General features: G+C 64.0%; 21 protein-coding genes and 1 pseudogene. 10 read left to right on the forward strand and 12 right to left on the reverse strand.

Going from position 1 to position 25,916, the window contains the following annotated elements:
• Position 1: 1 nt before the first annotated feature.
• Together J5M73_RS16785 and J5M73_RS16790 are read left to right on the forward strand one after the other, a co-directional pair.
• Positions 2 to 715: a hypothetical protein gene (locus J5M73_RS16785; protein ID WP_146036433.1), complete on the forward strand. Its 714-nt coding sequence runs from the start codon at positions 2 to 4 to the stop codon at positions 713 to 715.
• Positions 716 to 813: 98 nt separating this feature from the next.
• Positions 814 to 2,034 (forward strand): PTS sugar transporter subunit IIA, encoded by a 1,221-nt coding sequence (locus J5M73_RS16790; protein WP_102864909.1) that lies wholly within the window; start codon positions 814 to 816, stop codon positions 2,032 to 2,034.
• 119 nt (positions 2,035 to 2,153) lie between these two features.
• On the opposite strand, the gene J5M73_RS16795 is transcribed toward J5M73_RS16790, so the two are convergent.
• Positions 2,154 to 3,773 carry a serine hydrolase domain-containing protein gene (locus tag J5M73_RS16795; RefSeq protein WP_102864908.1) on the reverse strand — a complete coding sequence of 540 codons (1,620 nt, stop codon included), beginning with the start codon at positions 3,771 to 3,773 and terminating at the stop codon, positions 2,154 to 2,156.
• A gap of 251 nt (positions 3,774 to 4,024) precedes the next feature.
• Between J5M73_RS16795 and J5M73_RS16800 the strand changes: the two genes are divergently transcribed.
• Positions 4,025 to 4,270, forward strand: a complete 246-nt coding sequence (locus tag J5M73_RS16800) for a hypothetical protein (protein ID WP_102864907.1) — start codon at positions 4,025 to 4,027, stop codon at positions 4,268 to 4,270.
• 58 nt (positions 4,271 to 4,328) lie between these two features.
• On the opposite strand, the gene J5M73_RS16805 is transcribed toward J5M73_RS16800, so the two are convergent.
• Positions 4,329 to 4,817, reverse strand: a complete 489-nt coding sequence (locus J5M73_RS16805) for an Lrp/AsnC family transcriptional regulator (protein WP_170004083.1) — start codon at positions 4,815 to 4,817, stop codon at positions 4,329 to 4,331.
• A 133-nt stretch (positions 4,818 to 4,950) separates the two neighbouring features.
• Between J5M73_RS16805 and J5M73_RS16810 the strand changes: the two genes are divergently transcribed.
• The 4 genes and pseudogenes from J5M73_RS16810 (at position 4,951) to J5M73_RS16825 (ending at position 9,968) form a co-directional block, all read left to right on the forward strand.
• Positions 4,951 to 5,979: a histone deacetylase family protein gene (locus J5M73_RS16810; RefSeq protein ID WP_180988620.1), complete on the forward strand. Its 1,029-nt coding sequence runs from the start codon at positions 4,951 to 4,953 to the stop codon at positions 5,977 to 5,979.
• 57 nt (positions 5,980 to 6,036) lie between these two features.
• Positions 6,037 to 7,098: an ornithine cyclodeaminase gene (locus J5M73_RS16815; protein ID WP_102864904.1), complete on the forward strand. Its 1,062-nt coding sequence runs from the start codon at positions 6,037 to 6,039 to the stop codon at positions 7,096 to 7,098.
• Positions 7,099 to 7,253: 155 nt separating this feature from the next.
• A pseudogene (locus tag J5M73_RS16820) lies at positions 7,254 to 8,669 on the forward strand (amino acid permease).
• Between the two features lie 129 nt (positions 8,670 to 8,798).
• Positions 8,799 to 9,968, forward strand: coding sequence for a hypothetical protein (locus J5M73_RS16825; RefSeq protein WP_102864903.1), 1,170 nt, complete (start codon positions 8,799 to 8,801; stop codon positions 9,966 to 9,968).
• Positions 9,969 to 10,027: 59 nt separating this feature from the next.
• On the opposite strand, the gene J5M73_RS16830 is transcribed toward J5M73_RS16825, so the two are convergent.
• The 3 genes from J5M73_RS16830 to J5M73_RS16840 are packed head-to-tail and all read right to left on the reverse strand — an operon-like array spanning position 10,028 to position 14,134.
• On the reverse strand, positions 10,028 to 11,368 hold the full coding sequence (locus tag J5M73_RS16830; RefSeq protein WP_102864902.1) for an MFS transporter: 1,341 nt from the start codon (positions 11,366 to 11,368) through the stop codon (positions 10,028 to 10,030).
• A 43-nt stretch (positions 11,369 to 11,411) separates the two neighbouring features.
• Positions 11,412 to 12,953 (reverse strand): AMP-binding protein, encoded by a 1,542-nt coding sequence (locus J5M73_RS16835; RefSeq protein ID WP_102864901.1) that lies wholly within the window; start codon positions 12,951 to 12,953, stop codon positions 11,412 to 11,414.
• A gap of 2 nt (positions 12,954 to 12,955) precedes the next feature.
• Entirely contained in the window at positions 12,956 to 14,134 is a 1,179-nt protein-coding gene (locus J5M73_RS16840; protein ID WP_102864900.1) for an acetyl-CoA acetyltransferase, read from the reverse strand.
• 145 nt (positions 14,135 to 14,279) lie between these two features.
• Between J5M73_RS16840 and J5M73_RS16845 the strand changes: the two genes are divergently transcribed.
• Entirely contained in the window at positions 14,280 to 14,852 is a 573-nt protein-coding gene (locus J5M73_RS16845; protein WP_016967597.1) for a LuxR C-terminal-related transcriptional regulator, read from the forward strand.
• Here the strand turns inward: J5M73_RS16845 and J5M73_RS16850 are convergent.
• From J5M73_RS16850 to J5M73_RS16880, 7 genes are all read right to left on the reverse strand, one after another.
• On the reverse strand, positions 14,845 to 15,375 hold the full coding sequence (locus J5M73_RS16850) for a hypothetical protein (RefSeq protein ID WP_102864899.1): 531 nt from the start codon (positions 15,373 to 15,375) through the stop codon (positions 14,845 to 14,847). The two genes, J5M73_RS16845 and J5M73_RS16850, sit on opposite strands and share 8 nt — an antisense overlap.
• 82 nt (positions 15,376 to 15,457) lie before the next feature.
• A complete protein-coding gene (locus J5M73_RS16855) occupies positions 15,458 to 15,970 on the reverse strand; it encodes a hypothetical protein (protein WP_102864898.1) in 513 nt (170 codons plus the stop codon).
• 81 nt (positions 15,971 to 16,051) lie between these two features.
• Positions 16,052 to 17,026: a cyclase family protein gene (locus J5M73_RS16860; protein ID WP_102864897.1), complete on the reverse strand. Its 975-nt coding sequence runs from the start codon at positions 17,024 to 17,026 to the stop codon at positions 16,052 to 16,054.
• A gap of 651 nt (positions 17,027 to 17,677) precedes the next feature.
• Positions 17,678 to 18,436: an SDR family oxidoreductase gene (locus tag J5M73_RS16865; protein WP_102864896.1), complete on the reverse strand. Its 759-nt coding sequence runs from the start codon at positions 18,434 to 18,436 to the stop codon at positions 17,678 to 17,680.
• A gap of 45 nt (positions 18,437 to 18,481) precedes the next feature.
• Entirely contained in the window at positions 18,482 to 19,930 is a 1,449-nt protein-coding gene (locus J5M73_RS16870; protein WP_102864895.1) for an aldehyde dehydrogenase family protein, read from the reverse strand.
• 5 nt (positions 19,931 to 19,935) lie between these two features.
• A complete protein-coding gene (locus J5M73_RS16875) occupies positions 19,936 to 21,048 on the reverse strand; it encodes a tartrate dehydrogenase (RefSeq protein ID WP_060839957.1) in 1,113 nt (370 codons plus the stop codon).
• Positions 21,049 to 21,209: 161 nt separating this feature from the next.
• Positions 21,210 to 22,112 (reverse strand): LysR family transcriptional regulator, encoded by a 903-nt coding sequence (locus J5M73_RS16880; RefSeq protein ID WP_102864894.1) that lies wholly within the window; start codon positions 22,110 to 22,112, stop codon positions 21,210 to 21,212.
• Between the two features lie 250 nt (positions 22,113 to 22,362).
• Here J5M73_RS16880 and J5M73_RS16885 point away from each other — a divergent pair, with 250 nt between their 5' ends.
• Both J5M73_RS16885 and J5M73_RS16890 read left to right on the forward strand, forming a co-directional pair.
• Entirely contained in the window at positions 22,363 to 24,120 is a 1,758-nt protein-coding gene (locus J5M73_RS16885; protein WP_102864893.1) for an FAD-dependent oxidoreductase, read from the forward strand.
• Positions 24,107 to 25,843, forward strand: a complete 1,737-nt coding sequence (locus tag J5M73_RS16890; protein ID WP_102864892.1) for a thiamine pyrophosphate-binding protein — start codon at positions 24,107 to 24,109, stop codon at positions 25,841 to 25,843. The genes J5M73_RS16885 and J5M73_RS16890 overlap by 14 nt, the downstream gene beginning before the upstream one ends.
• Positions 25,844 to 25,916 lie beyond the last annotated feature (73 nt).

Genomic DNA, 25,916 nt, shown 5'->3' on the forward strand with positions numbered 1-25,916 from the left:
TATGCTTAATATTTCATGCATGCAGATTAAAACTTACCCCTTACCTCATACCATTTATGAGAATTTTACAATAAAGTATGCTTTCGGGGGAAACTCATCAGTCATCTCTCTCTCAAATGGAAAACCAGGCATTGGCTCTGAACATTGGATATCTGAAAACTCAGAGTTTTTTTTGTTTAATATTTATGGCGACCTCGTAAATTCCGAACTTTCCGTCCCCAATAAAAATACAAAAAATAATTTAAGTGAACACTCATCTTGCTGGGGTGAAATAAAACTTAAAAACCCAAAACATTTTTTATTAGAACCTACAAAGCTAAGAAACTTTAATGCAGAAAAAAAAGAACTGACCTGTCTAAATTTCACTCCCTCTTCAAGCGTCACTCACATACATATAAAAAAAGACTTTAGCTTTATCTTTTCAGAAAATAAATATTGCGGATATCGATTAAAAAACCCAATCCGTTACCTTTGTGGGTCAGTTGACGAAAACTTAGATCTGATCAAAGAGCCGAATCATGCAGAGTATTGCCTGATGGAAAAATATTTAGCAATCATGTCAGACAATAGACTTGACGAACTGAATCAGAGCATGGAGTCATTGGTTTTGGAGTTAAGCAAAGAAATATTACCTCACCTTAAAGCTATAAGGTGCAATCGCAGGCGGAGGATTATTGAAAAATCAATAATCGAATTGTTGGATTTTTATTTGTGAGCCTAAATAAATTTATAATTATCAATTTAAAAGTATGAGACACCCAGTGCAGCAGCACGGCTGGCTTCAACCTGCACCAGCACTACAACCGCCTCAGCTTGCTGACCGAGCAAAAGGCCGGCGCGGCCGCAAACTCCTTTGTCGAACGCCACTACCGCTACGACAAAGCCTTCAACCCGATCCAGATTGACGACAACCGCTGGGGCCAGAGCCAGTACCGCTACAACGCCAACCAGCAACTGATCGCCGCCCACCTGGGCCAGGGCCAGCCGCAGCAATGGCTCTACGACAACGCCCTGAATCTGCTCAGCGAAGGGCAGATCCACAGCGCAAAGGGCATGGGCGTCAAGGCCGAGCAAAAAGGCGGGCGCGTGGTCAAGTCCGGGGCCAACCGCTACCGCTACGACGCCTGCGGCCGCCTGGCCGAAAAAATCGTCGACCGCCACGGCTTCCGCCCCCAGCGCTGGCAATACCGCTGGAACAGCGACAATCGCCTCACCGACCTCTACACCCCCAACAACGAACACTGGCGCTACAACTACGACGCCTTCGGCCGTCGCACGCGCAAGTTTAACTTCAGCCGCAGCAACAAACGCGGCACACACTACGCCCACAGCGAACAACACATCATCGGCGAGGAATACCTGTGGAGCGGTGAAAAACCGCGCAAAGCCGCGCCCATCTACACCAACGGCGCCATCGTCTTTGAACAGATCCCCCACAAGAACTCCACCCTCCTCGGCCACTCCCTTTCCACCCGCCAGCCCCCATCTAAAGAGTTCGTAAAGACTGCCCGGCCGCCACTGACCCAGCCAGGCAAATGCGCTTCAATTCTCCTTGAGCCAAGTCTGAAACGACCGGAGAAGCCCATGAGCAAGCTTGCCCGCTATCTGCAGGTCGAGGACATCCTCCTCGACGTCAATATCTCGAACAAACAGCGCCTGTTCGATCAGGTTGGCCAGCATCTTCAAGAGACCCGGCAACTGCCCGGCGATTGGGTCACGGCCAGTCTGTGGCGCCGGGAACTGGCCGCCAGTACCGCCATCGGCGACGGTGTGGCCGTGCCCCATGCGCGGCTCGCCGAGCTCGACAGCATCCATGCGCTGTACCTGCGGCCGCAGACCGCCATGGCCTTTGCCGCCCCCGACCAGCAGCCGGTGAGCGATATCCTCGTGCTGCTGGTGCCCGCCCCCGCCGATCAGCAACACCTGGAACTGCTGGCGGACACTGCCCGGCTGTTTTCCAATCCACGCTTTCGCCAAGCGCTGCTGCGGTGCCACGATGCGTCGCAGGTCAAGCAACTGGTTGACCACTGGTAGTCCCCCAAAGGTCCTGGTCCGAGGTGCCGGGCAGGTGGTGGGGCTTCCAGGTCTAAAATGCTCGCCTCAAAAGGCTGCAAGAAGGCCCCGACTGTCCGTTACCAACATGCGGCCCGAGGCTATTGCCCCGTCACCTTCCTGAAGCGCAGATTGCGCGCCACGCTGCTGGTCAACACGGCACCCTCCTCGGCAAAGCTGATCACCCCCAGTTCACCGGCGCGAAAGCGCTCCGTCGTCAGCGGCTGCAAAGGATAGCTGTGCTGGCCGATACGTACGTAGAGCTTGCCTTGCCGGGGGTAGACCTTGAGCTGTCCGGGGCTGGTTTGCAGCGCGTAGAGGCCGACATAACGACGAATATCCTCGGGTTTCCAAGCCGGGGCCAGGACGTAGGTCGAGGCCGGGTTGTTGCCGACGATCCGTGCCCCCGGTGCCGCCGCGAGATAGATCGGGATGCCGTCGTTGTCCGCCACCATCAGTTGATCGCTCTGGCGGAGCAACGGCAGGACCTCATGAAAGGTGTCCAGGACAAACCCCTTGCCGGTGCGTTGCAGCTGGAACTGATGACCGAGATCATCCAGGTAGGTGCCGGCCACCAAGGTATTCAAGAACGCCTTGGGCACCGCCTTGATGCTCGGCGGCGGCGCCGGAATGCCCGTGTCCCGGGGCAACCAGGACGGGCCCAGCAGGACATCCAGCAAGCGATGCCCGCGCTCCGACGCCTCCCCTTCCGTGCTGTTGCACAGGACCACAGTGGCCACATCCAGCTTCGGGTACCAGGCCACATCGGTGCTGAAACCGGCCCAACTGCCGCTGTGGGACACCTCTTGCAGGCCCCGATAACTGCGGTTGGCCAGGCCCATGCCGTAATAGCCCGGGTCACCGTCGTTGAAGGGCTCGGTCTGGCGCATCTTCTCCACCAGCGCCGTGCCCCCGACCCGCCCCGTGGACAGGTTGCGCAACCACAGCATCAGGTCTGCCACAGTGCTGTGCACCTGACCGTCGCCGGTCTGTTCCCAGCGGGCGTCCACGGCTTCGGGGCCCTTGGACGGCTCGCCCTGTTCATAGCCCTGGGCCAGGTTCGGCAACTGCACCGGGTACTGATCGACAATGCTCGAGCGACTCATGCCCAGGGGCTCGAACAGATGGGCTCGACTGTAGTCCTTGAGGGGCATGCCGGCGGCTCGCTCGGCGATGCTCGACAGCAGTACATAACCGCTGTTGCTGTAGCTGAATTCGCTGCCGGGGGGAAACATCAGGGCGTTCTGCTTGAACAGCAGATCCAGGGCCTGTTGCTGGGTGAAGCGCTGGGTCAGGGGAATCCCCGCCAACTCCGCCAGCAGCATGTAGTCCTGCAGGCCCGAGGTGTGGTGCAGCAGATGACGGATCTGGATGCCCTCGGCATAGGCCGGCAGCTCAGGCACAAAGCGCCGGATCGAGTCATTCAGATCCAGGCGACCTTGGGCTTCGAGCTCAAGGATGGCAAAACCGGTGAACTGCTTGGACACCGAGGCCAGGTTGAACAGGGTATCGGCCTGGATCGCCCGGCCCGTGGCCAGGTCGGCAGCGCCGTACCCTGCGCTCCAGATCGTTTTGGCGCCGCGCATCACCCCGGCGGCGCAACCGGGCTGGTCAGGCTTGATGTCGTCGAACACCTCGTGAAACGCCAGAGGCTCGGTGGCATGGGCCAGGGGCATCGCGCCCAAGGTGCTGATCAGCAAGGTTGCAAGCATGGAACGCATGGGGGGTTTCCTCTGGTCACGTCGATCCTTCAGGCTCCTTGGGAGGCTCCTCGGAAGGCGCACCAGTATCCTCATGGCAAACGTTGGAATCTGTCTGCAGTCAGTGATTTTCTGTGAATAAACGTGCAGGGATGTGAGGCGCTGCAGACCCAGGAACAAAGCCTGCAAAAATGCCGTTATCATCCACCGTTCGAACGCCATCCTCACCGCGTCCCTCGACCCAGCCCCACTTTCACTTGATGGAACCTGCCATGCACCTGCTGTATCGCAGCGACCCGTTCGACCCCAAATGCCCGGACGAGCACTACCTGGACGAGTACGAGGCAGTGCTGGCCGCTGGCCTGAACGCCTCGCTGTTCTCTTTCGAGGATTTCGAAAGCGGCCGTTTCAAGGTTTCCCCGGCCCTGCCAGGCTTGATCGGGCCCATCGCCAAGACGCCCTATGCCGAAGGCGTGCGCCGGACCTTGCAGGCGGCGCACAAAGCCCGACAGCCGTGAAGTCGCCTAGAAGACGGCCACCTGACTCAGCGGAGAATTCCAGTAACCGGGGTTCGACTCAACGGGCCGGTGCCGGGGCAATTGCCAGGCGACTGGTGGCCTTGATCTCCCGCAGCGCCAGGCTCGACTGGATCGAGGCGATGCCCGGCTGGCGCCTGAGCACCTGCTCGACAAAATCGCTGTAGCTGTCCAGGTCCTGGGCCAGCACCTGCAACAGGTAGTCGGCGTCACCGGTGATCTTGTGGCAGGCCTGGACCTCGGGCAACCGCATGATCACCGCCTCGAAGTCATCCGGAGTCTGGTCGGAGTGGGTGGCAAAACGCACATGCACGAAGGCCATGATGTCCAGCCCCAGCAGGCGCCGATCGAGGTTGGCCTGGTAATCCTTGATCACCCCCTCCTCTTCCATGCGTTTGCGCCGGCGCCAGCAGGGGGTGAGGCTCAGGGACAGGCGCTCGCTGAGTTCGGCGTTGGAAATGCTCGCGTCCTGCTGCAACAGGGCGAGGATCGCCAGGTCGGTTTCGTCCAGGGACACCCTTCGAGTCATTTTTTTCACAAGTAGCCACTCAATGGAAAAATATTACCCAAAACTCTAATTCCATCAGAACAAAAAGCAAAGAAGTCGCAGCCATGCCGGAACAAACTATTTGCACCGGACAACAACAATGGATGCGTTCAGCATGCTTACCGTCTTCAGCGAATCCCACCGCCTGCACCACGGCACCGAGTTGAAGGATGGGGTGCTCAAGCCCTCCTTCGAGCAACCCAGCCGGGCCGATACGGTCCGCGACCGGGTCAGGCACGTGGGGCTTGGCGACATCATCGTCCCCCGCCGTTTCGACCGCTCCTGCTACGTCGCCGCCCACAGCGAACGCTACGTGACCTTCCTGGAAAGCGCCTGGAGCGAATGGCGCGCCACCGGCCGCAGCCACGACGCCCTGCCCCTGGTGTGGCCGGTACGCGACCTGGCCAACCAGCAGGTGCCGGAGTTCATCGACGGCAAGCTGGGCTTCTTCGCCATGGATGCCGGCTCGCCCATCACCGCCACCACCTGGAATGCCGTGCGCACCAGCGCCGATATTGCCCTCACCGGCCTGGCGCTGATCGACGAAGGCCAGGACAGTGCCTTTGCCCTGTGCCGTCCGCCGGGCCATCACGCGGCACGGGAATACATGGGGGGCTACTGCTACCTGAACAACGCCGCCATTGCCGCGCAACACGCCGTGACCCGGGGCGCGAAACGCGTGGCGGTGCTGGACGTGGACTTCCACCACGGCAACGGCACCCAGAACATTTTCTACGAGCGTGATGACGTCCTGTTCGTCTCGCTGCACGGCGATCCAGCGGTCTCCTACCCCTACTACTCGGGGTTCGCCGCGGAGCGTGGGGCCGGCGCCGGCGAAGGCTGCAACCTGAACGTCCCCCTGCCCCGAGGCACCACCTGGCAGCGTTACCGGGAAGCACTGATCCAGGCCTGCGCCCGGCTTCGCGAGTTCTCCCCGGAGCTGCTGGTGGTGTCCCTGGGCGTCGACACCTTCAAGGACGATCCCATCAGCCACTTCCTTCTGGAAAGCGAGGATTTCCTCGGCATGGGCCAGGTCATCGCCGGCGTGGGCGTACCCACGTTGTTCGTCATGGAGGGCGGCTACATGGTGGATGAGATCGGCATCAACGCGGTCAATGTGCTCCACGGCCATGCCAACCGCTAATGCACCAGCGTCGCACTGCCCAGCAGTTTTCAACGTTCTGACCGAGAGGGAAAAGACATGACCTTGTTCATCGATGTGGATCACGCAGCGGACCTGTATTCGCGCCTGGGCATAGGCCGGGCGATCCGGGAAATGGCCGGCTACATCCAGGCCGACTACCAGCGCTGGCAAGCCTTCGAGAAATCCCCGCGCACCGCCAATCACTCCGCCACTGGCGTCATCGAGCTGATGCCCGCCGACGATGGCCAGCAGTACGCGTTCAAGTACGTCAATGGCCACCCCGGCAATCCCGCCCGGCACCTGCTGACGGTGATGGCTTTCGGCGTGCTGGCCCAGGTCGACAGCGGCTACCCGGTGCTGCTCAGCGAGCTGACCCTGACCACTGCGGTGCGCACCGCCGCCACTTCAGCGCTGGTGGCGCAATCCCTGGCCCGCAAGGACGCCCGCCGCATGGCACTCATCGGCAACGGCGCCCAGAGTGAATTCCAGGCCATCGCCTTCCATGAAATGCTCGGCATCAGCGAGCTGCGGATCTTCGACATCGACGTTGAAGCGTCCCACAAGCTCAAGCACAACCTGCAGACCTGGCCAGGGCTCGAGGTGCGCATCGCCGACTCGGTGGCCGATGCGGTCAAGGGCGCGGACATCGTGACCACGGTCACCGCGGACAAGGCCTACGCCACCATCCTCACCCCCGAACTGATCGAGCCAGGCATGCACCTCAACGCCGTGGGCGGCGATTGCCCGGGCAAGACCGAGCTGCACGCGGACATCCTGCGCAACGCCCGGGTGATCGTCGAGTTCGAACCCCAGACCCGCATCGAGGGCGATATCCAGCAGATGCCGGCACACTTCCCGGTCACCGAGTACTTCCGCATTGCCCAGGGCCTGGCGCCGGGCCGCGAGCATGAGGCCCAGGTCACGGTGTTCGACTCGGTGGGTTTCGCCCTGGAAGACTTCGCGTCCCTGCGCTACCTGCATGACCTGGCACGCCAGCACGGCATCGGCGAGCAGATTCAGCTGGTGCCCACGCCGGCCAATATCAAGGACCTGTACCAGTTGCTGCAACAGCGCCCCGCCTCCCTGGCGACGGCACCACGACGGATCACCGCCGGCTGAAAGAGCGCTCCTGTGGCCCATGAACAGGGAACCGGCCTCGTGCCCCTGTTCACGGGCAATACCTGACCCGGCTGCACCACAACAATTACAGACCGCAGCCCCCAACGACCTTCCACTGCCAAAACTCGACAACTATAAAATCAAGAGGTTTTGTGATGAATCCAGATACCTTCGGGGCCTCCGAGCACCCGACGCTGCAACGCACCCTGCATAACCGTCATATCCAGCTCATGGCCATGGGCGGCGCCATCGGCACCGGGCTGTTCATGGGCTCGGGCAAGATCATCGCCATGTCCGGCACCTCGATCATCCTGATCTACATGATCATCGGCCTGTTCGTGTACCTGGTGATGCGCGCCATGGGCGAGCTGCTGCTGTCGAACCTGAACTTCAAGAGCTTTGCCGATTTCGCCGGTGCCTACCTGGGGCCCCAGGCGGCGTTCTTCCTCGGCTGGTCCTACTGACTGAGCTGGAGTGTCGCGGTGGTGGGCGATGCCGTGGTGGTGGGCGGCTTCTTCCAGTACTGGTTCCCCGATGTGCCGGCCTGGGTTCCCGCCATCGCCATGATGCTGACCCTGTTCGCCCTCAACGTGCTGACGGTGAAACTGTTCGGCGAGGTGGAGTTCTGGTTCGCCATCATCAAGATCATCGCCGTGGTCACCCTGATCGCGGTGAGCCTGGTGCTGATCGCCACCGCCTTTGTCTCGCCGTCCGGGGTGAGCGCCTCCCTGAACCACCTGCTGGAACGCCAAGCCGCCTTTCCCAACGGCCTGCTGGGCTTCTTCGCCGGTTTCCAGATGGCGATCTTCTCCTTTGCCGGCACCGAGCTGATCGGCACCGCAGCGGCGGAGACCCGCGACCCGCGCCGGACCCTGCCCCGGGCCATCAACGCGATTCCGCTGCGCATCATCCTGTTCTATGTGCTGGCCCTGGCATGCATCATCGCCGTGACCTCCTGGCAGCAGGTGTCGCCGAGCAAGAGCCCGTTCGTGGAGTTGTTCCTGATCGCCGGCTTTCCGGCTGCGGCGGGCATCGTCAATTTCGTGGTGCTGACCTCCGCGGCTTCCTCGGCCAACAGCGGCGTGTTCTCCGCCAGTCGCATGCTCTTCGGCCTGGCGGACCAGGGCAACGCACCACGCGTGTTCAAACGCCTGTCAGGGCATAGCGTTCCGGTGATCAGCCTGGCCTTCACCAGCCTGCTGATGCTGCTGGGGGTGCTGTTGCTGTACGTGGTTCCGGAGGTGATGACCGCCTTCACCCTGGTGTCGACGGTGTCGGCGATCCTGGTGATCTTCACCTGGTCGACCATCCTCGCGTCCTACATCGCCTACCGCAAAAAGCACCCTGAACTGCACGCCGGTTCCCAGTACAAGATGCCCGGCGGCGTGCCCATGGCCTGGTTCGCCCTGGCGTTCCTGCTGTTCGTCCTGGCCTTGCTGGCCCTGCGCCCGGATACCCGCATGGCCCTGTGCGTGATGCCGGCGTGGTTCGTCTGGCTGGCCATTGCCTATCGCCTGACGGCCGGGCGCAAGGGGCGGACACCGCTGCAAGCGGCGGCGCAATACCGCTGAGGCGCGAGCCTGAAAGACTGGGCCCGGGAGCGGCACTGTCGGAGCCCGGTCCTGCGTGCAAAAGCACCGACAGAGCCCCCTCGTCTTGTTCTACTCCCGCCGCCATCGTCGTTGCCAGGGAGTGCCCACATGCAAGTCGCAGGACCCACCTTTGAAGAGGTGTTCAGGAAAAACCTCAAACGCGTCCTCAACTACTGGAGCCAGATCGGCACCGTCATCGGCCTGAGCGCCGCCGCGCTGGGGCTGTTCAGCCTGTACATGTACACCCGGGCCATCGGCCGCACCGACCTGTTCATGGCCTCCATCGATGCCAGATCGGCGCTGGTGGTCTGGCTGGTCATGGTGCTGTTTCTCATGCTGATCTACTTGCTGCTGCTTACGGTCACCACCCTACTGTTCGGGCTGGCAAACGATGTGTTTCGCAACACTCCAGAACACATGAACGATGTGGTGGTATGGCTGACCTTGCCGGTCCTGGCAGGCTTCCTGACTCTGATCGTGCTCAGCTACTACGTGCATCTGGGTGAGGCACTGGCGTCGCTGATACTGGTGGCGGTGGTGGTACTGGTGACAAGGCTGGTGATGTCACGCCCCGCGTTCAAACGCGTGATCCACAGCAGTCTGGAGAAACACCCCGTTGCGGGCAGGGGCACCTGGGGTGGCCTGTTCGTGACCCTGACACTCTGCCTGCTGGGCACGGTGATCTCGGGGATCTTCACCAGCCTGCTGATCATCAATGCCTACAGCAACGAAGTGTCCAATGACTCGCCACACTTACCAGCCTTGTTGAACTTCCTGGGGCTGCTCTTCTCCTTGCTGCCCATCGTGTTCTTCTACTGCAAGGCCGGTAGTCCCTACAAACGGGTCTTCTATGCCCTGATGTGCACCCTGCTCCTGGCCGCAGCCTTTCTTCTGGTGCTGCCCGGGGCCATGAGCCAGATCACCTACAAGGCCGCCGGCAGCCTGGATGTGCGTCAGGACGGAGTCGAACGATTCGTGCTGCACGATGACCTCGAACTGCATGACCTGGACCCACTGATGTGGAACACCCGCCTGACCTCGGAGCAGCGCCTGGAAGTTCAGGGCTTTCAACTCTTCTCTTTCGGCGAGGCCCTGTTGATCTGCCCCAAGGGGCTGCGCAACCTGGCGCTGAACCAGATGCACCGCTATACCCGCACCTGCATCAGGACCCGCAACAGCGCGGTAACCCGCAAGCCGGCAAAACCGCTGTATGGCCAAAACCGCGCCTGTGCCGGTGCCGCGCCACCGGCGGCATGCTGGAAACCCCAGGGCTCCTGAATCCCGCACCTGCTGCCCCCCACCTGCTGAATCCCCCAGGCCGCAGCCGGCCTGCTGGCTCAAGGCGCCGGGTTGACCAGCAACGGGGGTGCCAGGCTGCCTGGGGTGTGCGAGCCGGGAGCGCAGGCGACAAAGTCCTCCTTGCGCAGCACCACCAGGGCAATCAACGACACCACCCCGGTGGCCACGTAGAAATACCAGGGCGAGGTGATGTCGCCGGTGAGCTTGATCAGCCAGGTGGAGATCAACGGTGCACTGCCACCGAACACTGCCACGGGAATGTTGTAGGCCACGGCAATCCCGGTGGAGCGGATGCGGGTCGGCAGCAGTTCGCTCATCAGGGCGTAGGTCGAGGAGGCGTAGAGTCCGAACAGGATCGCCACCGCCATCAGCGGCCAGAACAGCGTGGCCGGGGTGGCGTTGGGCGCGTTCTTGAAGAACCAGTACATGGCCAGGGTGGCCAGGGTGCCGATCACCATCAGGAACGGCTTGCGTCCGTAGCGGTCGGTGAAGGCGCCGCCCAGGGGCATGACCAGCGCCGCCGAGAGGCTGGCGACGAACACGTAAAGCAAGGTAGTGCCGCTGTCGAACTTGAGGGTGTTGGACATGTAGGTCGAGGCGAAGGTCAGCACCAGGTAAAAGATCGAGCTGTGCAGGGTGATGATGAAGAACACCAGGGCAATCGAGCGCTTCCACTGCCAGACCTCCCGCAGCGGTGCCTTGGAGGTCTCTCCGGCGTGCACCAGGGCCAGGAACTCCGGGCTGTCTTCGAGCTTCAGGCGGATGTACAGCGAGATGAACCCCAGGGGGCCGGCGATCAGGAACGGAATTCGCCAGCCCCAGTCCTGCATCAACTCGGCCCCCAGGGCCCAGGTCATGCCATTGGCCACGGCGCCGCCCAGCAACAGGCCGAGCACCGCGGTGACCATCAGCCAGCAGGTGGCAAAGCCCCGGCGCCCGGGCCCGGCGTATTCGGAAATGAAGCTGGTGATGGTGCCGATCTCGCCTCCGGCGGAAAACCCCTGCACGCAGCGGATCAGCACCAGGAGGATCGGCGCGGCGATGCCGATGCTGGCGTAGGTCGGCAGCAGGCCCAGCAGGCAGGTGGAACCGGCCATCAGCATCAGTACGGTGATCAGGGTCTTGCGCCGACCGATCTTGTCCGCCAGGGGGCCGAAGAACAGCCCGCCCAGGGGACGGATGAAAAAGCTCAGGGCAAAGGCCGCAAAGCTCGCCAAGAGGCTGCTGGTGGGGTCATCGGAGACGAAGAACGCCTTGCCGATGTACAGCGCCAGGAACCCATAGACGCCGTAGTCGTACCACTCGATCAAGTGGCCCGAGGTCGCGCCGATAAAGGCCCGGCGCCGCTGGCGCTGGGGATTGCAAGAGGTCATGTCCATGTTGGGAGACTCCTGTCGTATTGCTGTCCATGGAAAAAATCTTTCAGAGGTCGGCGATGGACCCTGTGGGGTCCTGCAACCACTGGCGCAAGCGGGTCTTGAGAATCTTGCCGTAGCTGTTCTTGGGCAGCTCGCGGCAAAACAGGTATTTCCTGGGCTTCTTGAACGAGGCCATGCGGGTCACGAACCATTGGTTGAGTGCCTGAGCATCGAGGCCGCCAGGGCAGCGCAGCACCACGAAAGCCACCACCGATTCGCCCCACTCGGCATCCGCCTGCCCCACCACGCAGACCTCGAACACCCCGGGATGCTGCATCAGCACCTCTTCCACTTCCCGTGGGTAGATATTGCTGCCACCGGAAATGATCACATCCTTGGAGCGGTCCGTGAGGGTCAGCATCCCGCGACTGTCGAGAAAGCCGATATCGCCGGTGAGCAACCAGCCGTCCACCAGGGCCGCCTGAGTGGCTGACGGGTTGTCCCAGTAGCCGTGCATCACCGGGGCCCCGCGCACAGCGATTTCCCCGGGTTCGCCGGGGCCCAGGCGCTGTCCATCGGCATCGACTATCCGCACCTCCACACAGGACTGCGGCCGCCCCACCGAGGCCGCGATTGCGGGCCAGTCGGGATGCTCGCGGTCGGCGATCAGCTCCCGGGACAGGGCGCTGATGGTCATCGGGCACTCGCCCTGGCCGTAGATCTGCACCAACCGCGGGCCGAAGGTCTCCAGGGCCTGGCCCAGGTCCGCCAGGTACATGGGGGCCCCACCGTAGACAAGGGTCTTGATCCCCGCGCCGTCATAGCCTTGCTGCCGGGCCTGCTCGACCATGCGCTTGACCATGGTCGGGGCGGCAAACAGGCTGACCTGCCCCAGTTCCTGCGCCAACCCGAACAGCTCCTGCGCATCGAACCCCCGTGACTCCGGCACCACATGCCGGGCCCCGCAGCGCACGTGAATGAAGTTGTAGAGCCCGGCCCCGTGCGACATCGGCGCGGCATAGACCACCGCATCAGTGGCCTGCACCGAGTCCACATCCAGCGGGTAGCACAGCGACATGGCCATCAGGTTGCCATGGGACAGCATCACCCCCTTGGAACGGCCGGTGGTGCCCGAGGTGTAGAACAGCCAGGCCAGATCATCGTCCCTGCGCGGACAGGGCTCCAGCAGCTCGTGGCCCGGGGCTGGCGCCGGCGCGGGGCTGGCGTAACCGGGCAACTCGCGGCAGTTGTCCGGCAAGTCCTTAAGCTCGAAAGTCCGCCCGCTGTCGGTATAGATCGCCCGAGCCCCGGCGTTGCCGACAATCCAGGCCGCCTCCCGCGGATGCAGCTTGCTGTTGACCGGCACCGCCACCGCCCCGCTCCACCAGATGGCGTAGAGCAGTTCCAGGTAGTCGCAACTGTTCTTCATCAGCAACGCCACCCGCTCCCCCGGGGCGATGCCGTGACCTTGACGCAGGTGCAGGGCCCGAGCCCGGACCCGGGTTGCGAAGTCCTGATAGTCGGCCACCTGGCGGCAGCCCGCGAACAGCGCTGGACGCTGGGGCCAGCGTTGAGCCGCATCCAGCAGCCAATGAGCGATGTTCATGCTCAGGTCCTGACCGCTTGCAGGACCGACGCGTAGTTGGCTACCGCCATCCCGCCCATGTTGAACAGCAAGCCGAACTCGGCACGGGGCACGCCCAGACCAATGGGCTCGCCGATCAATTGGCGAAAGCCCAGGGCATGCATCGAGACCCCGGTGGCGCCCACCGGGTGGCCCTTGGCCTTGAGCCCACCGGACAGGTTGACCGGCAAACGACCGCCCTGGCGCACGATGCCCTCGTCCAGCGCCCGATGGCCTTCGCCCTTGGGCGCCAGGCCCATGGCCTCGTAGATCAACAGCTCGGCGATGGTGAAGCAGTCGTGGACCTCGGCGAAGTTCATGTCCCCCAGGCTTACCCCGGCCTCGCGCAAGGCGCCGTGGATGGCCCGCTGCGGGCCGTCGAAGGCGAGGATGTCGCGACTGGCCATCGGCAGCAGGTCATTGACCTGGCTCAGGGAGCGGATCGCCACCTCGCGCCGGAACGAGCGGGCGCGCTGCGGTGACGCCAGGACAATGGCCGCCGCGCCGTCGCTGATCAGCGAGCAGTCGGTGAGGCGCAGCGACGGCGCAATCAGCGGATTGCTCTGGGACACATTGTTGCAATGCTCGAAGTCCATCGGCCGATGCATCTGCGCCAGCGGGTTGGCCATGGCATTGCTGTGGTTCTTCACCGCAATCGCCGCCATCGAGGCCAGCGGGCTGTGGTAGCGCTCGGTGTACTGCTGCGCGACCCGGGCAAACAGCTGCGCAAAGCTCAGGCCGGCCTCCTGCGGATCATTCTGGTAACCGGCTCCGGCCAGGGCTTGGGTGACCTCGGCGGTGGAGTTGCCGGTCATCTTTTCCGCCCCCACCACCAGCACCAGTTCAGCGGCGCCGCTGCGGATCGCATTGACCCCGGCCTGAATCGCCGCCGAGCCCGAGGCGCAGGCGTTCTCGCAGCGGGTGGCCGGTTTGAAGCGCAATTGCGGATCGGCCTGCAGCATCAGCGAGGCCGGAAAACCGTCCGGCACCAGGCCTGAGTTGAAGTGTCCGAGGAACAGGGCGTCGATCTCGGCGGCGTCAATCGCGGCATCCGCCAGGGCTTCACGAGTGACCTGGACAATCAGGTCCTCGAGGGTCGAGCCCTGCAGACGGCCGAAAGACGTGTGGGCAGCAGCAACAATGGATACGGAAGCATGGGTCATGGTGATTTTCTTCTGTGCTTGAAGCGGGCATTCCTTACAATGGCGAGCGCCGAAATCAGACGCTAGTTGGGGCAACTACGTACAGCAGTAAGTAGTACCCCGCTCGCCAGAGCGGCGTACCGACTTCCACGAGGCAGGATGCCCCATGACCGTATATGCCCAGCAGCTCCAGGACCTAGAGCGCCTGGCCTTCCAGGTTTCCCCCGCACCGCAGTTGATCACCGGGCATCGGCGCATGCTCGATTGCAACCAGGCCTTCCTGCGCCTGTTCGGCTATGAGCGCGAACAACTGCTGGATCACCTGACCCTGTTGCTGTACCCCTCCCAGGCCGATTACCAGAGCATTGGCGAACGCAGCGAACACTGGCTGCGCAACGGCCAGGGCGCGTCCTACACGGACGAACGCTTTATGCAGCACCGCAACGGCGAAGTGTTCTGGGCCCGGGCCCATGGTTTTTCCCTGACCCCGGACGACCCGTTCGGGCTGATGATCTGGCACTTCGAACGCCTGGACCGGCAGCTGGCGCCCACCGTGCGCCTGACCCCACGCGAGCGCGAGATCTCGCTGCACATCGTCAACGGCCTGACCTGCAAGGAAGTGGCGCGCAAACTGGCGATTTCCCACCGCACGGTGGAGGTGCACCGCGCCCGCCTGATGAAGAAGCTGCAGGCCAAGAACAGCGCCGAGCTGGTGTCGAAGATCATCTACATCAGCTAGGGGCTTGCCCCAGCACCTCGCTGGCGCTCAGCCGCAGCAACTTCAAGGGCCCGATCGTCCCGCCCTCCAGGCTGCCGCCCTGGTTCAACATCTTGTTCGCCGCGTTCATCTCGGCGCTGTGTTGCGTCACGCTGACAAAGGTGCCGTGGGGCAACTCCTCGCTCCAACCCGCTTCGAGCGTGTTGTAGGCCAGCATCAGCGCGGCGGTGAAATAGTGCTGGCTGGAAACCGGGATCTGCACCTCCTGGCCATTGTCGTCGTAGGCGACGAAGTGACCGACGAAGGTCTCCACCCCCAGGCGCTTGAGCAGCGGCCAGCTCAGGGCCGAGGGCACAAAGGCGTTGAGCTTCTCGGCGACGATGGCCGAGTAGCCACGGGCCTGGAGCATCTGCACGATCTCGTCTTCGCTGGCCTTGGGGTGGGCGCCCATCACTTGCAGGGCTTCGACCACGGCCTGGTGGGCGGTCTGGTGGTCGGGGTATTCGGCGCAATGCGCGCCGTTGGGCGGGCAGGTATCGGTCACGGGAGGCGAAGGTCCATATCGGTCTCAAAAAAAACAGCCGCAGGGTAACCCCATGACCTGCGGCCCGCCAGTGTCCGCGCGCTTACTCAAGCGCCGCCCGGGCATCCAGACGCAGCAGTTGCACGGGCTCCAGGGTGGACCCCTGCAGGGACTCCCCGGCATACAGCGCCTCGTTGGCCATGGCCATTTCGGCGCTGCGGCCAGCCACCATTTCGTAGGTCTTGCGCGGCAGCACCTCGCTCCAGCCGTTTTCGAAGGTGTTGTAGGCCAGGGTCAGCGCGGCGGTGAAGTAGTGCTGGTCGGCCACCGGAACCCGGACCTCCTCACCCTCCTCATCCAGGGCGATGAAGTGGTTGGGCAGGTGTTTCACCCCCAGGCGCTTGAGCACGATCCAGGCCAGGGCCGATGGCACGAAGGCGTTGAGTTTTTCCGCGGCGATGGCCGAGTAGCCACGCGCCTGCAGCAGTTGGACGATGTCGTCCTCGCTGGCCTCGGGGTGGTCGGCCATCAACTCCAGGGTATCGAGTACGCCCTGATGGGCATTGGCGTGATCCAGGCAGCAGCTGCAGTCCGGCGAGTGCGAATCGTCATGCATGATCGGTCGATGATCCCTATCGGTCTTGGTGAGGGGGCGCAGGATAAACCCTGCGCCCGCCTCTCCACCAGCAAGCGCCGCCTACTTGATGACGATGGGGTTCACCGGTGCCCCGCTGCCGCCGACGATCTTCAACGGCGCAGCGGTGTAGAGGAAGGTCCACTGGCCGTCGGCGGCGCAATCCTCGGCCAGGTCTTCGAGCAGCACGATCTCGGTGAAGGCGATCCCCAGGTTGCGCATCAGCGCGCAGTGCAGCGGGATCTGCACCCCGGACACCGGGTCGGTGATCACTTCGTTGGCGATGGTGTCGGTGACCAGGTTGGGGATCTCCATCTGGTTGAACCAGTCCACCAGTTCGCGGCTGTAGGTCAGCCCGGGCTCCACCAGGTCCTTGAAGAACTCGGTCTTGCCGTACTCGTAGAAGGCGCCCATGGAGCCGGTGCGGATGATCAGGATGTCGCGCTTCTCGATGGCCACGCCCTGGGCCTTGGCGGCGGCCAGCAGGTCCAGGTGATTGAAGGTTTCGCCGCGGCCCAGGTACTTCTTGCCGCGGTGCCGGGCCATGTCGATCAGCACCGCGCGGCCCACCACGCCGCGCTCGGCAATCGGCAGCACGCTGGCCTTGGCCATGCCGCCGACGGTGCTGCTGGCGTCGTAGCCGTTCCACAACTGGTTGTCGTACCAGGCGTGGCCCAGGGCGTCGTACTGGGTCGAGCCCTGCAGTTGCATGAAGATCACGTCGTCGCAGTACTCGGCACCGCCGGTCATGGACGGCTGCTTGCCGGCCTGATAGTGGCTGCGGTCCAGGGTGTTGAAGCGCATCGAGGGGTTGCGCGCCGGCCACATCGGGTCGCCGCCGGGGTGGCCGATCTGCACCTGCAGGGTGAAGGTCTTGCCCTGGCGCACCGCAGCAACACCGCGCAGCACCTCGGCCTGTTGCAGGTAGTTGAGGGCACCGACCTCGTCGTCCGGGCCCCACTTGCCCCAGTTCTTTGGCAGACCTTCAAGCAGCTGCTTGGTATTGGGGTGGTTCTTGTCGTTATCGATCCCACACATGTCGAATGCACTCCATTGATTGGGTTGAAGCGGGCGAAAATGCCCGCAGGGCCTTGCTTGGGTGATCAACCGTCAAGCCCAGGCGCCCTCTGGAACTGTGCGGCCCTGCGGGCCGTTCGCAGCCTGCGGCAGCGGCTACACCAGCCCGGATTGACACTGGCTGTAGCCGCTGCCGAGCCACGGCGAGGCTGCGAAAAGGCCCGCAGGGCCTTGCCTGGCGATCAACCGTCAACCCCAGGCGCCCGCTGGAACTGTGCGGCCCTGCGGGCCGTTCGCAGCCTGCGGCAGCGGCTACACCAACCCGGATTGACACTGGCTGTAGCCGCTGCCGAGCCACGGCGAGGCTGCGAAAAGGCCCGCAGGGCCTTGCCTGGCGATCAACCGTCAAGCCCAGGCGCCCTCTGGAACTGTGCGGCCCTGCGGGCTGTTCGCAGCCTGCGGCAGCGGCTACACCAACCCGGATTGACACTGGCTGTAGCCGCTGCCGAGCCACGGCGAGGCTGCGAAAAGGCACGCAGGGCCTTGCCTGGCGATCAACCGTCAAGCCCCGGCGCCCGCTTGAACTGTGCGGCCCTGCGGGCCGTTCGCAGCCTGCGGCAGCGGCTACACAAAGCACGGATTACCCGCGGGCCTGGAGGGTTTTACAGATCATCAGACGCAACGTCCACCATCCACTTCCAGGCAGGTGCCGGTGATGAACGCCGCCTCATCGGAGGCCAGGTACAGGCAGGCATTGGCCACGTCCTGGGGGGTGGAGAAGCGCCCCAGGGGAATGGTGGCCATGAATTTCTGGCGGTTTTCCGGGGTGTCCGGCACGCCCATGAACTCACTGAGCAGGGCCGTGGCGCCGACCACCGGGTTGACGCAGTTGACACGAATGTTGTCCGGCCCGAGCTCGGCGGCCATGGTCTTGCTCATCACTACCACCGCGCCCTTGCTGCCGTTGTACCAGACCAGCCCCGGGCGCGGCCGGATCGCCGCGGTGGAGGCAATGTTGATGAACACCCCGCCGCCCTGGCCGCGAAAATGCGGCACGAAGTGCTTGGCGCTGAGGAAGATGCTTTTCACGTTGACCGCAAACACCCGGTCGAACTCGGCCTCGTCGACTTCCAGCATCGGCCGGTTGCGGTGGGTGGTGCCGGCATTGTTGACCACGATGTCCAGGCCGCCGTAGTGCTCCAGGGTGTTGCGCAGCAAGGCGCCAACGCTGGCGTCCTGGGCCACGTTGACCTCGATGAAGTGGGCCTGGCCGCCGGCGGCGCGGATCTCGTCCACCACCCGCTGGCCGCCCGTGGCGTTCATGTCGGCGACGATGACCCGGGCGCCCTGCTGGGCGAAGGTCTTGGCGATCCCCTCACCAAAGCCGGAACCGGCGCCGGTGACGATGGCAGTCTTGTTGGCTAGACGCATGGAAGTGACTCCTGTTTTTGTTGTTATGGACCGCCGTGGCGGCCGTCAGTCGTGGCGAATGGCGATGGTCTTCAAGGTGGTGAAACCCAGCAGTGCCTCGAAGCCCTTCTCCCGGCCATACCCGCTGGCCTTGACCCCGCCGAAGGGCAGTTCGACGCCGCCGCCGGCGCCGTAGTTGTTGATGAACACCTGGCCGCAGCGCAGCTTGTGGGCCATGCGCAACTGCCGCGCACCGTCCCGGGTCCAGACCCCGGCCACCAGGCCGAAGGCGCTGTCGTTGGCCAGGCGAATGGCTTCGGCCTCGTCCTCGAAGGGCATCACCGCCAGCACCGGGCCGAACACCTCCTCCCGGGCCAGGCGGCTGTCTGGCGGCACATCGCGAAACAGCACCGCCTCGTGGAAGTAGCCGCCGCTGCCGGCCTCGGCCACCACCTGCCCGCGCGCCGCCACCGGGATGCCGGCGGTCTCGGCTTCGCGGACGAATTCGCGCACCTGGCGCAGCTGCTTCTGATTGATCAGCGGGCCCATGTCCAGGTCCAGCTCCGAGGGCCCGGTGCGCAGTTGGCCAAAGCACTGGGCCAGGCGTTCCAGCAGCGGTTCATAGAGGCTGCGCTGCACCAGCAGGCGGCTGCCGGCGGAACAGGTCTGCCCGCAGTTCTGCACGATGGCGTTGATCAGCACTGGCAGCGCGCGCTCCACATCGGCGTCGGCAAACACGATCTGCGGCGACTTGCCCCCCAACTCCAGGGTCACCGGGCAATGCCGTTCGGCCGCCGCCTTGGCCACCCGGGCGCCGGTGCCGGTGGAACCGGTAAATGAGATATGCGCAATGCCGGGATGAGCGCACAGCGCCGCGCCGGCTTCGTGGCCATAGCCGCTGACCACGTTGATCGTGCCCGCCGGAAACCCCACCTGGGCCGCCAGTTCCGCCAGCCGCAACAGCGACAGGCTGGCGTCCTCGGCAGGCTTGACCACGCAGGCGTTGCCCGCCGCCAGGGCGGCACCGACACTGCGGCCGAAGATCTGCATCGGGTAGTTCCAGGGAATGATGTGCCCGGTGACGCCATGGGGCTCGCGCACCGTGAGCACGGTGTAGCCGGCCTGGTAGGGCAAGGTGTCGCCGTGCAGCTTGTCGGCGGCCCCGGCGTAGTACTCGAAGTAGCGCGCCAGGGCCGTGGCGTCGGCCCGGGCCACCTTCAGCGCCTTGCCGGTGTCCCGGGCCTCGATCTGCGCCAGCTCTTCGTGGTGCTCCAGCACCACCTGGCCCAGGCGCGCCAGCAGGCGCCCACGCTCCAGGGCGCAAAGGCTGCCCCAGGGCCCGTCGAAGTTGTCACCCAGGGCCCGTTGCGCGGCCTGCACCGCCAGGTCGATGTCCTCGGCGGTGCCCCGGGCGATACGCGCGTAGGCGATGCCGGTGCTGGGGTCGAGTACCGGAATGTCCTCGGCCCAGGACGAGGCTTGCCATTGGTTGTCGATGTAGTGTTCGAGGCTCATTTTCATCAGCTCCTGTTGCCAGCCAGACACTCGGCAATCGCCCGCCCGACTTCCACGGTGCTGGCGTTGCCACCCATTTCCCGGGTGCGCGGGCCTTCGGCGAGCACCGTCTCGATGCTCTGGACAATCGCCGCCGCGGCTCGCTGGTAAAGCTCATCCCCCTGCCCCAGGTGCTCGATCATCAGCGCCGCCGACCAGATCTGACCAATCGGGTTGGCCACCCCCAGCCCGGCGATATCCGGCGCCGAGCCATGCACCGGCTCGAACAGCGAAGGGTACAGACGCTCCGGGTTGAGGTTGGCCGAGGGCGCGATGCCGATGGTGCCGGTGCAGGCCGGGCCCAGGTCGGAGAGGATGTCGCCGAACAGATTGGAAGCCACCACCACATCGAACCAGTCCGGGTGCTGGACGAAATGCGCGCAGAGGATGTCGATGTGGAACTTGCGCGTGTCGACCTCGGGGTAGGCCTTGGCCAGCGCCTCCACCCGCTCGTCCCAGAACGGCATGGTGATGGCGATGCCATTGGACTTGGTGGCCGCCACCAGGTTGCGCCGGGGCCGGCGGCTGGCCAGCTCGAAGGCGTACTTCACCACCCGGTCCACGCCGTGACGGGAGAACACCGACTCCTGCAAGGCAATCTCCCGCGGGGTGCCCTCCCACATCCGCCCGCCGACGCTGGAGTATTCGCCTTCGGTGTTTTCCCGCACCACGATGAAATCAATATCCCCCGGCACCCGCCCGGCCAACGGGCACGGCACCCCGGGCATCAGCCGCACCGGACGGATATTCACGTATTGATCGAACTGGCGGCGGATCTTCAGCAGCGAATCCCAGACTGCAATATGGTCAGGGACGATATCCGGCGCGCCGACGGCGCCGAAGAAGATCGCCTCGTGGTCGCCGATCTGCTCGGCCCAGTCCTCGGGCATCATGCTGCCGTGGGCCTGGTAGTGCTCGCTGCACCAATTGAAATGATCGAACTGCAAGGCGATGCCGAAGCGCCGGCTGACGGCTTCCAGCACGCGCAGGCCTTCGGGAACCACTTCGCGGCCGATGCCGTCACCGGCGATCACCGCGATGCGATGGGGAGGTTTTACAGCGGGATTGATCCTGGACAAGCCGTCTCTCCTGGTCTGACGTGTTGTTGTTATCGAGGCAGGTCAAGCGTACGGGCGAGCCCATTCTGGGCATGGGGAAGCGCCCAGGGGAATTGCTCATTGTGGAAACCGCCTTCGCAAAATTCGAAGGCTCGCGGCGCCAGGCAGCCAGGGGGCCGCGACTAGGGCGGCGGCGCCGCGCTGCGATCGCAGTCAGCCAGGTAGTCGAACAGCTCGCGGCTGGCCAGGGACGGTTGCTCCCGGCGTCGGCAGAGGAACATCTGACGATCGGCCCAGGCATCGTCGATTTCGATAAAACGCAAGGCCATCTCCTTGCGAAAGATCTGCACCGCGCCCTGGGGCAGCACCCCCACGCCCTGCCCGGCGGCGATCAGCCGGCACACCGCCTCGAAGCTGCGCACCTGCACCCGCAGGCGCAAGGGCATGCTCACCGCGGCCGCAGCCTCGGTGATCAATGGGGTGATGGCGGCGTTGTCTTCCAGGCCGACGAAGTCGTAGCCCAGCAAGTCCTGGAAGCGCGCATGGCTCATCTTGAACGGATGAGCCTGGGGCACGATCAGGCACAGGCGGTCACGGCAATAGGGCTTGAAGTGCAGGTCCCGGGCCTGGGGCAAGGTAGTGACGATGCCCACATCCGCGATGCCGTCGCGCACCGCCAGAAGAATCTCGCGGCTGCGCTCTTCGCGGATGTCCACGCGAATCCCCGGGTGCAGCTCGCTCCACTGGGTCAATTGCCGGGGCAGTTCCTGGCTCATCGCCGAGCTGTTGGCGTACAGGCTGACCCGGCCGGTGGCGCCCTTGGCAAAGTCGGCCAGGTCAGCGTGCATCACATCCACCGCCCGCAGGAGGCTGCGGGCATGTTCGGCCAGCGCCTGCCCCGCCGCCGTGGGCTGCACCCCGGTGGAGGTGCGGGTCAGCAGCGCCACCTTGAAGTGTTGCTCCAGCAGCGACAGACGCCGGCTGGCGGCCGACAGCGACAGGTGCGACTGCTCGGCGGCCCGGGACAGGTTGCCCAGGGTCAGGGCCTTGAGAAACAGCTCGATGGAAGTCAGGTCCGGAGACATGGCGGAGTCCTTGTGCGCAGTGTGTGAAAACTACGCAGTTGGCGCCGCCCTGTCCAACGCTGCTGCGACGCTTCAAGCCCCTCCCAGAGCGCCCCGCCAGCAGGCCCGCATATTGTCCGACAATCATCATAAAAGCCCCGTACACACGGGCCGAAACATGCACTAATGGCAAACTGGCATTTCGCCAAAACTGGACAATACTGGTCGCGACGGACCTCCCTGTCCGCCTCCCAGCGAAAAGGACTTCAGCATGAAACCTCAAGAACTCGAACTCGATGTCGCGGTGGTCGGTGGGGGTGTGTCCGGCACCTACAGCGCCTGGCGCCTGCAGCATGAACAAGGTGAAAAACTGCGTATCGGCCTGTTCGAATACGGCGACCGGATCGGCGGCCGGCTGTTCAGCATCAACCTGCCGGGGCTGCCCAACGTGGTCGCGGAAGTCGGCGGCATGCGCTATATCCCCGGCCCCACCGGCCATGTGCTGGTGGACAGCCTGGTCAAGCAATTGCGCTTGCCAAGCCAGAAATTCCCCATGGGCGCGCCGCCCCCGGTGGGCTCGCTGAACAACCTGTTCTACCTGCGGGGCAAGCGCTTTCGTTATCGCGACTTCAAGGAAGCGCCACACAAGATCCCCTACGACCTGGCCTGGTCAGAGCGCGGCTTCGGCCCCGAGGACCTGCAAGTCAAGGTGATGAACTACGTCTACCCGGGCTTCGACCAGCTCAGCCTGTGCCAGCAGATGCAGGTCAAGGTGTTCGGCAAGGAAATCTGGCGCTACGGCTTCTGGGACCTGCTGTACCGGGTCATGAGCAATGAGGGCTACCAGTTCATGAAGGACGCCGGCGGCTACGACGCCAACGTCGCCAACGCCAGCGCGGTCACCCAGTTGCCCGCCACCGAATACAGCGACGACACCGAGTTCCTCACCCTGACCAAGGGTTTCCAGAGCCTGCCCCTGACCCTGGAGGCCAAGTTCCGCAAGCTGCCGGGAATCTTGCCCGGTGCGCAACGGGTGCAGATGAACCAGCGCCTGGTGCAGATCAGCTACGCCAAGGACCGCGACTTCCCCTATCGCCTGCATTTCCAGAGCACCGTCACCGAACAGGGCAGCACGCGGGACATCGACGGCAGCCAGGTGGTCAAGGCGAAGCAGATCATCCTGGCCATGCCCCGTCGTGCCCTGGAGCTGATCGATGCGCCGCTGTTCGACGATCCCTGGCTCAAGGAAAACCTCGGCTCGGTGCTGATGCAGTCGGCGTTCAAGCTGTTTCTGGCCTACGAACAGCCCTGGTGGCGCAGCCTCGGGCTGGTGGCCGGGCGCTCGGTCACCGACCTGCCGGTGCGCCAGGTCTACTACATGGGTACCGAGTGCGAACAGCCCGGCGGCCAGCCGAATCTCAACTCGCTGTTGATGGCCTCCTATAACGACATCGGCACCGTGCCCTTCTGGAAAGGCCTCGAAGGCGGTGCACCCTTTGTCGGCCATGTGCCGGCCAGCCTCGCCGGGCAGTTGCAAGCCGCTGCAGTGGTGCCCAAAAGCGAGTTCCAGGTCAGCGACGAAATGGTCCGGGTGGCGCAGATGCAAGTCACTCAACTGCATGACCAGGTGGAGCTGCCACGCCCCTACTCGGCGGTCTACCATGCCTGGGATGCCGATCCCTATGGCGGCGGCTGGCACGAATGGAAGGCCAACTACCGGATCGACCAGATCCTGTGCCGCATGCGCAAGCCGGTGGCCGACCAGCAGATCCATATCGTCGGCGAGGCCTACTCCATGGGCCAGGGCTGGGTGGAAGGCGCGCTGACCGTGGCCGAGTCGACCCTGCAGGATTTCTTTGGCCTCAAGCGCCCCAACTGGCTGCCCAAGGACTATGCCCTGCTGCCAGTGCCGACCCCGGACGGCTGCACCCTGCCCGGCGACCAGCCGCTGCCCTGCCAGAACTGCGCCAAGACCCTGGACGGCGTCACCCAGTTCGCCTACGAGGGGATCGCCCATGGCCAGCAATGACCCCTTCAGCGTCGCCGACTACCTGCTGACCCGCCTGCAGCAACTGGGCCTGACCAAGGTGTTCCAGGTGCCGGGGGACTACGTCTCGCACTTCATGTCGGCCCTGGACGACTTCGACGGCATCGACGCGGTGGGCGAAGTCAACGAGATGGCCGCCGCCTACGCGGCCGACGGCTATGCCCGTTACACCGGGATCGGCGCGGTATCGCTGCAATACAGCGTCGGCACCTTCAGTGCCCTGAATGCCATTGCCGGCGCCTATGTCGAACGCAATCCGCTGGTGCTGATCAGCGCCAGCCCGTCGGCGCAGAACCGCGACCTGATCTGGTCCCAGGACGTGCTGTTCCACCACTCCACCGGTGATCTGGACGTGGGCCGCAAGGTCTTCGAGCCGGTGACCGTGGCCAGCCTGATTCTTGACGACAGCCTGCGCGCCCCGGCGCTGATCGACGAGGCGCTGGTCAAGGCCATCAGCGAGCGCCGGCCGATCTACCTGGAAGCCTGGCAGAACGTCTGGGGCGAACCTTGCCCGCGCCCTCAGGGCGAACTGCAACCGCTGCCCGCCCGCTGCGACGAGGACTCGATGCGCGCCGCCATCGAGGCCAGCCTGCTGCGCCTGGGCAGCGCCCGCTCGCCGCTGATCATGCTCGGCATCGAGGTGGCCCGCTACGGCCTGCAGGAGCAGGTAATGCGCCTGATCGAGGCCAGCGGCCTACCCTTCACCACCAGCCTGGAAGCCAAGACCGTGGTCGACGAAAGTCACCCGCAGTTCATCGGCACCTACGCCGGCACCGCTTCGCGCCTGTGGACCCAGGCCTTCATGCAGGACGTGGACTGCATCCTCGCCCTGGGGGTGATCTTCACCGACGACTACCTGCAACTGCTGAACCAGGACTTCAGCCGGATCATCCTGGTCAACAGCCAACTGGCCCGCACCGGCCTGCAGTACTACCCCCACGTACCGCTGCCGGAGTACGTGCAACGGCTGCTGGGGGCCCTGGGCCTGGACAGCGACTACCCCCTGCGCAACCACGCTCCGGAACCCGCGCGCCCGCCGCAGCTGCAACAGGGCGCCCCCGACGATGCACTGGGTTATGACCTGTTCCTGGAGATCCTCGACGGTTTTGCCCGGCAACAGAACCTGTGGCCGGGCAGCAGCCTGATCCTCGGTGAAAGCTCGGCCCTGTATGCCGCCAGCAACATCAACGGCCTGCCTCGGGACAGCTTTGTCGCCGATGCCATCTGGGGTTCCCTGGGCCACGAAACCGGCTGCGCCCTGGGGGTGGCCATGGGCAGCGGTCGGCGGCCGATCGTGGTGGCCGGCGACGGCGGCTTCATGATGATCTGCCAGTCGCTGTCGACCCTGGCACGCAACCGGATCAACGCCCTGGTGTTCGTCATGAGCAACGAGGTCTATGCCATCGAACAGGCTTTCGTCGATATCGACGCCTTCGAACCCGGCGGCCAGTTCGCCCCGTTCGACACCCTGCCGACCTGGGACTACCTGGCCCTGGCCAAGGGGTTTGGCGCCGAGGGTTTCAAGGTCTCGACCCGGGCCGGGCTGGAACAGTTGCTGCCGCAACTGCTGCAGATCAAGGACCGCCCGGCGCTGATCCAGGTGGTGATTCCCCGGCAGGACCTGGCACCGCAGATCAAGCGCCTGGCCAAGCCGGACGGCCCGTCATTCGTCGCCCGTCACAGCCACGACAACGACAACGACTGAACCCTCGCGCTGCAGGAGCCGGCTTGCCCGCCCACGCCTCGGCAAGCCGGCTCCACCCAGCGATTCCTGCAAG

It is taken from the genome of Pseudomonas sp. 50_B (assembly GCF_017491625.1).
Taxonomy (GTDB): Bacteria; Pseudomonadota; Gammaproteobacteria; order Pseudomonadales; family Pseudomonadaceae; genus Aquipseudomonas; species Aquipseudomonas danubii.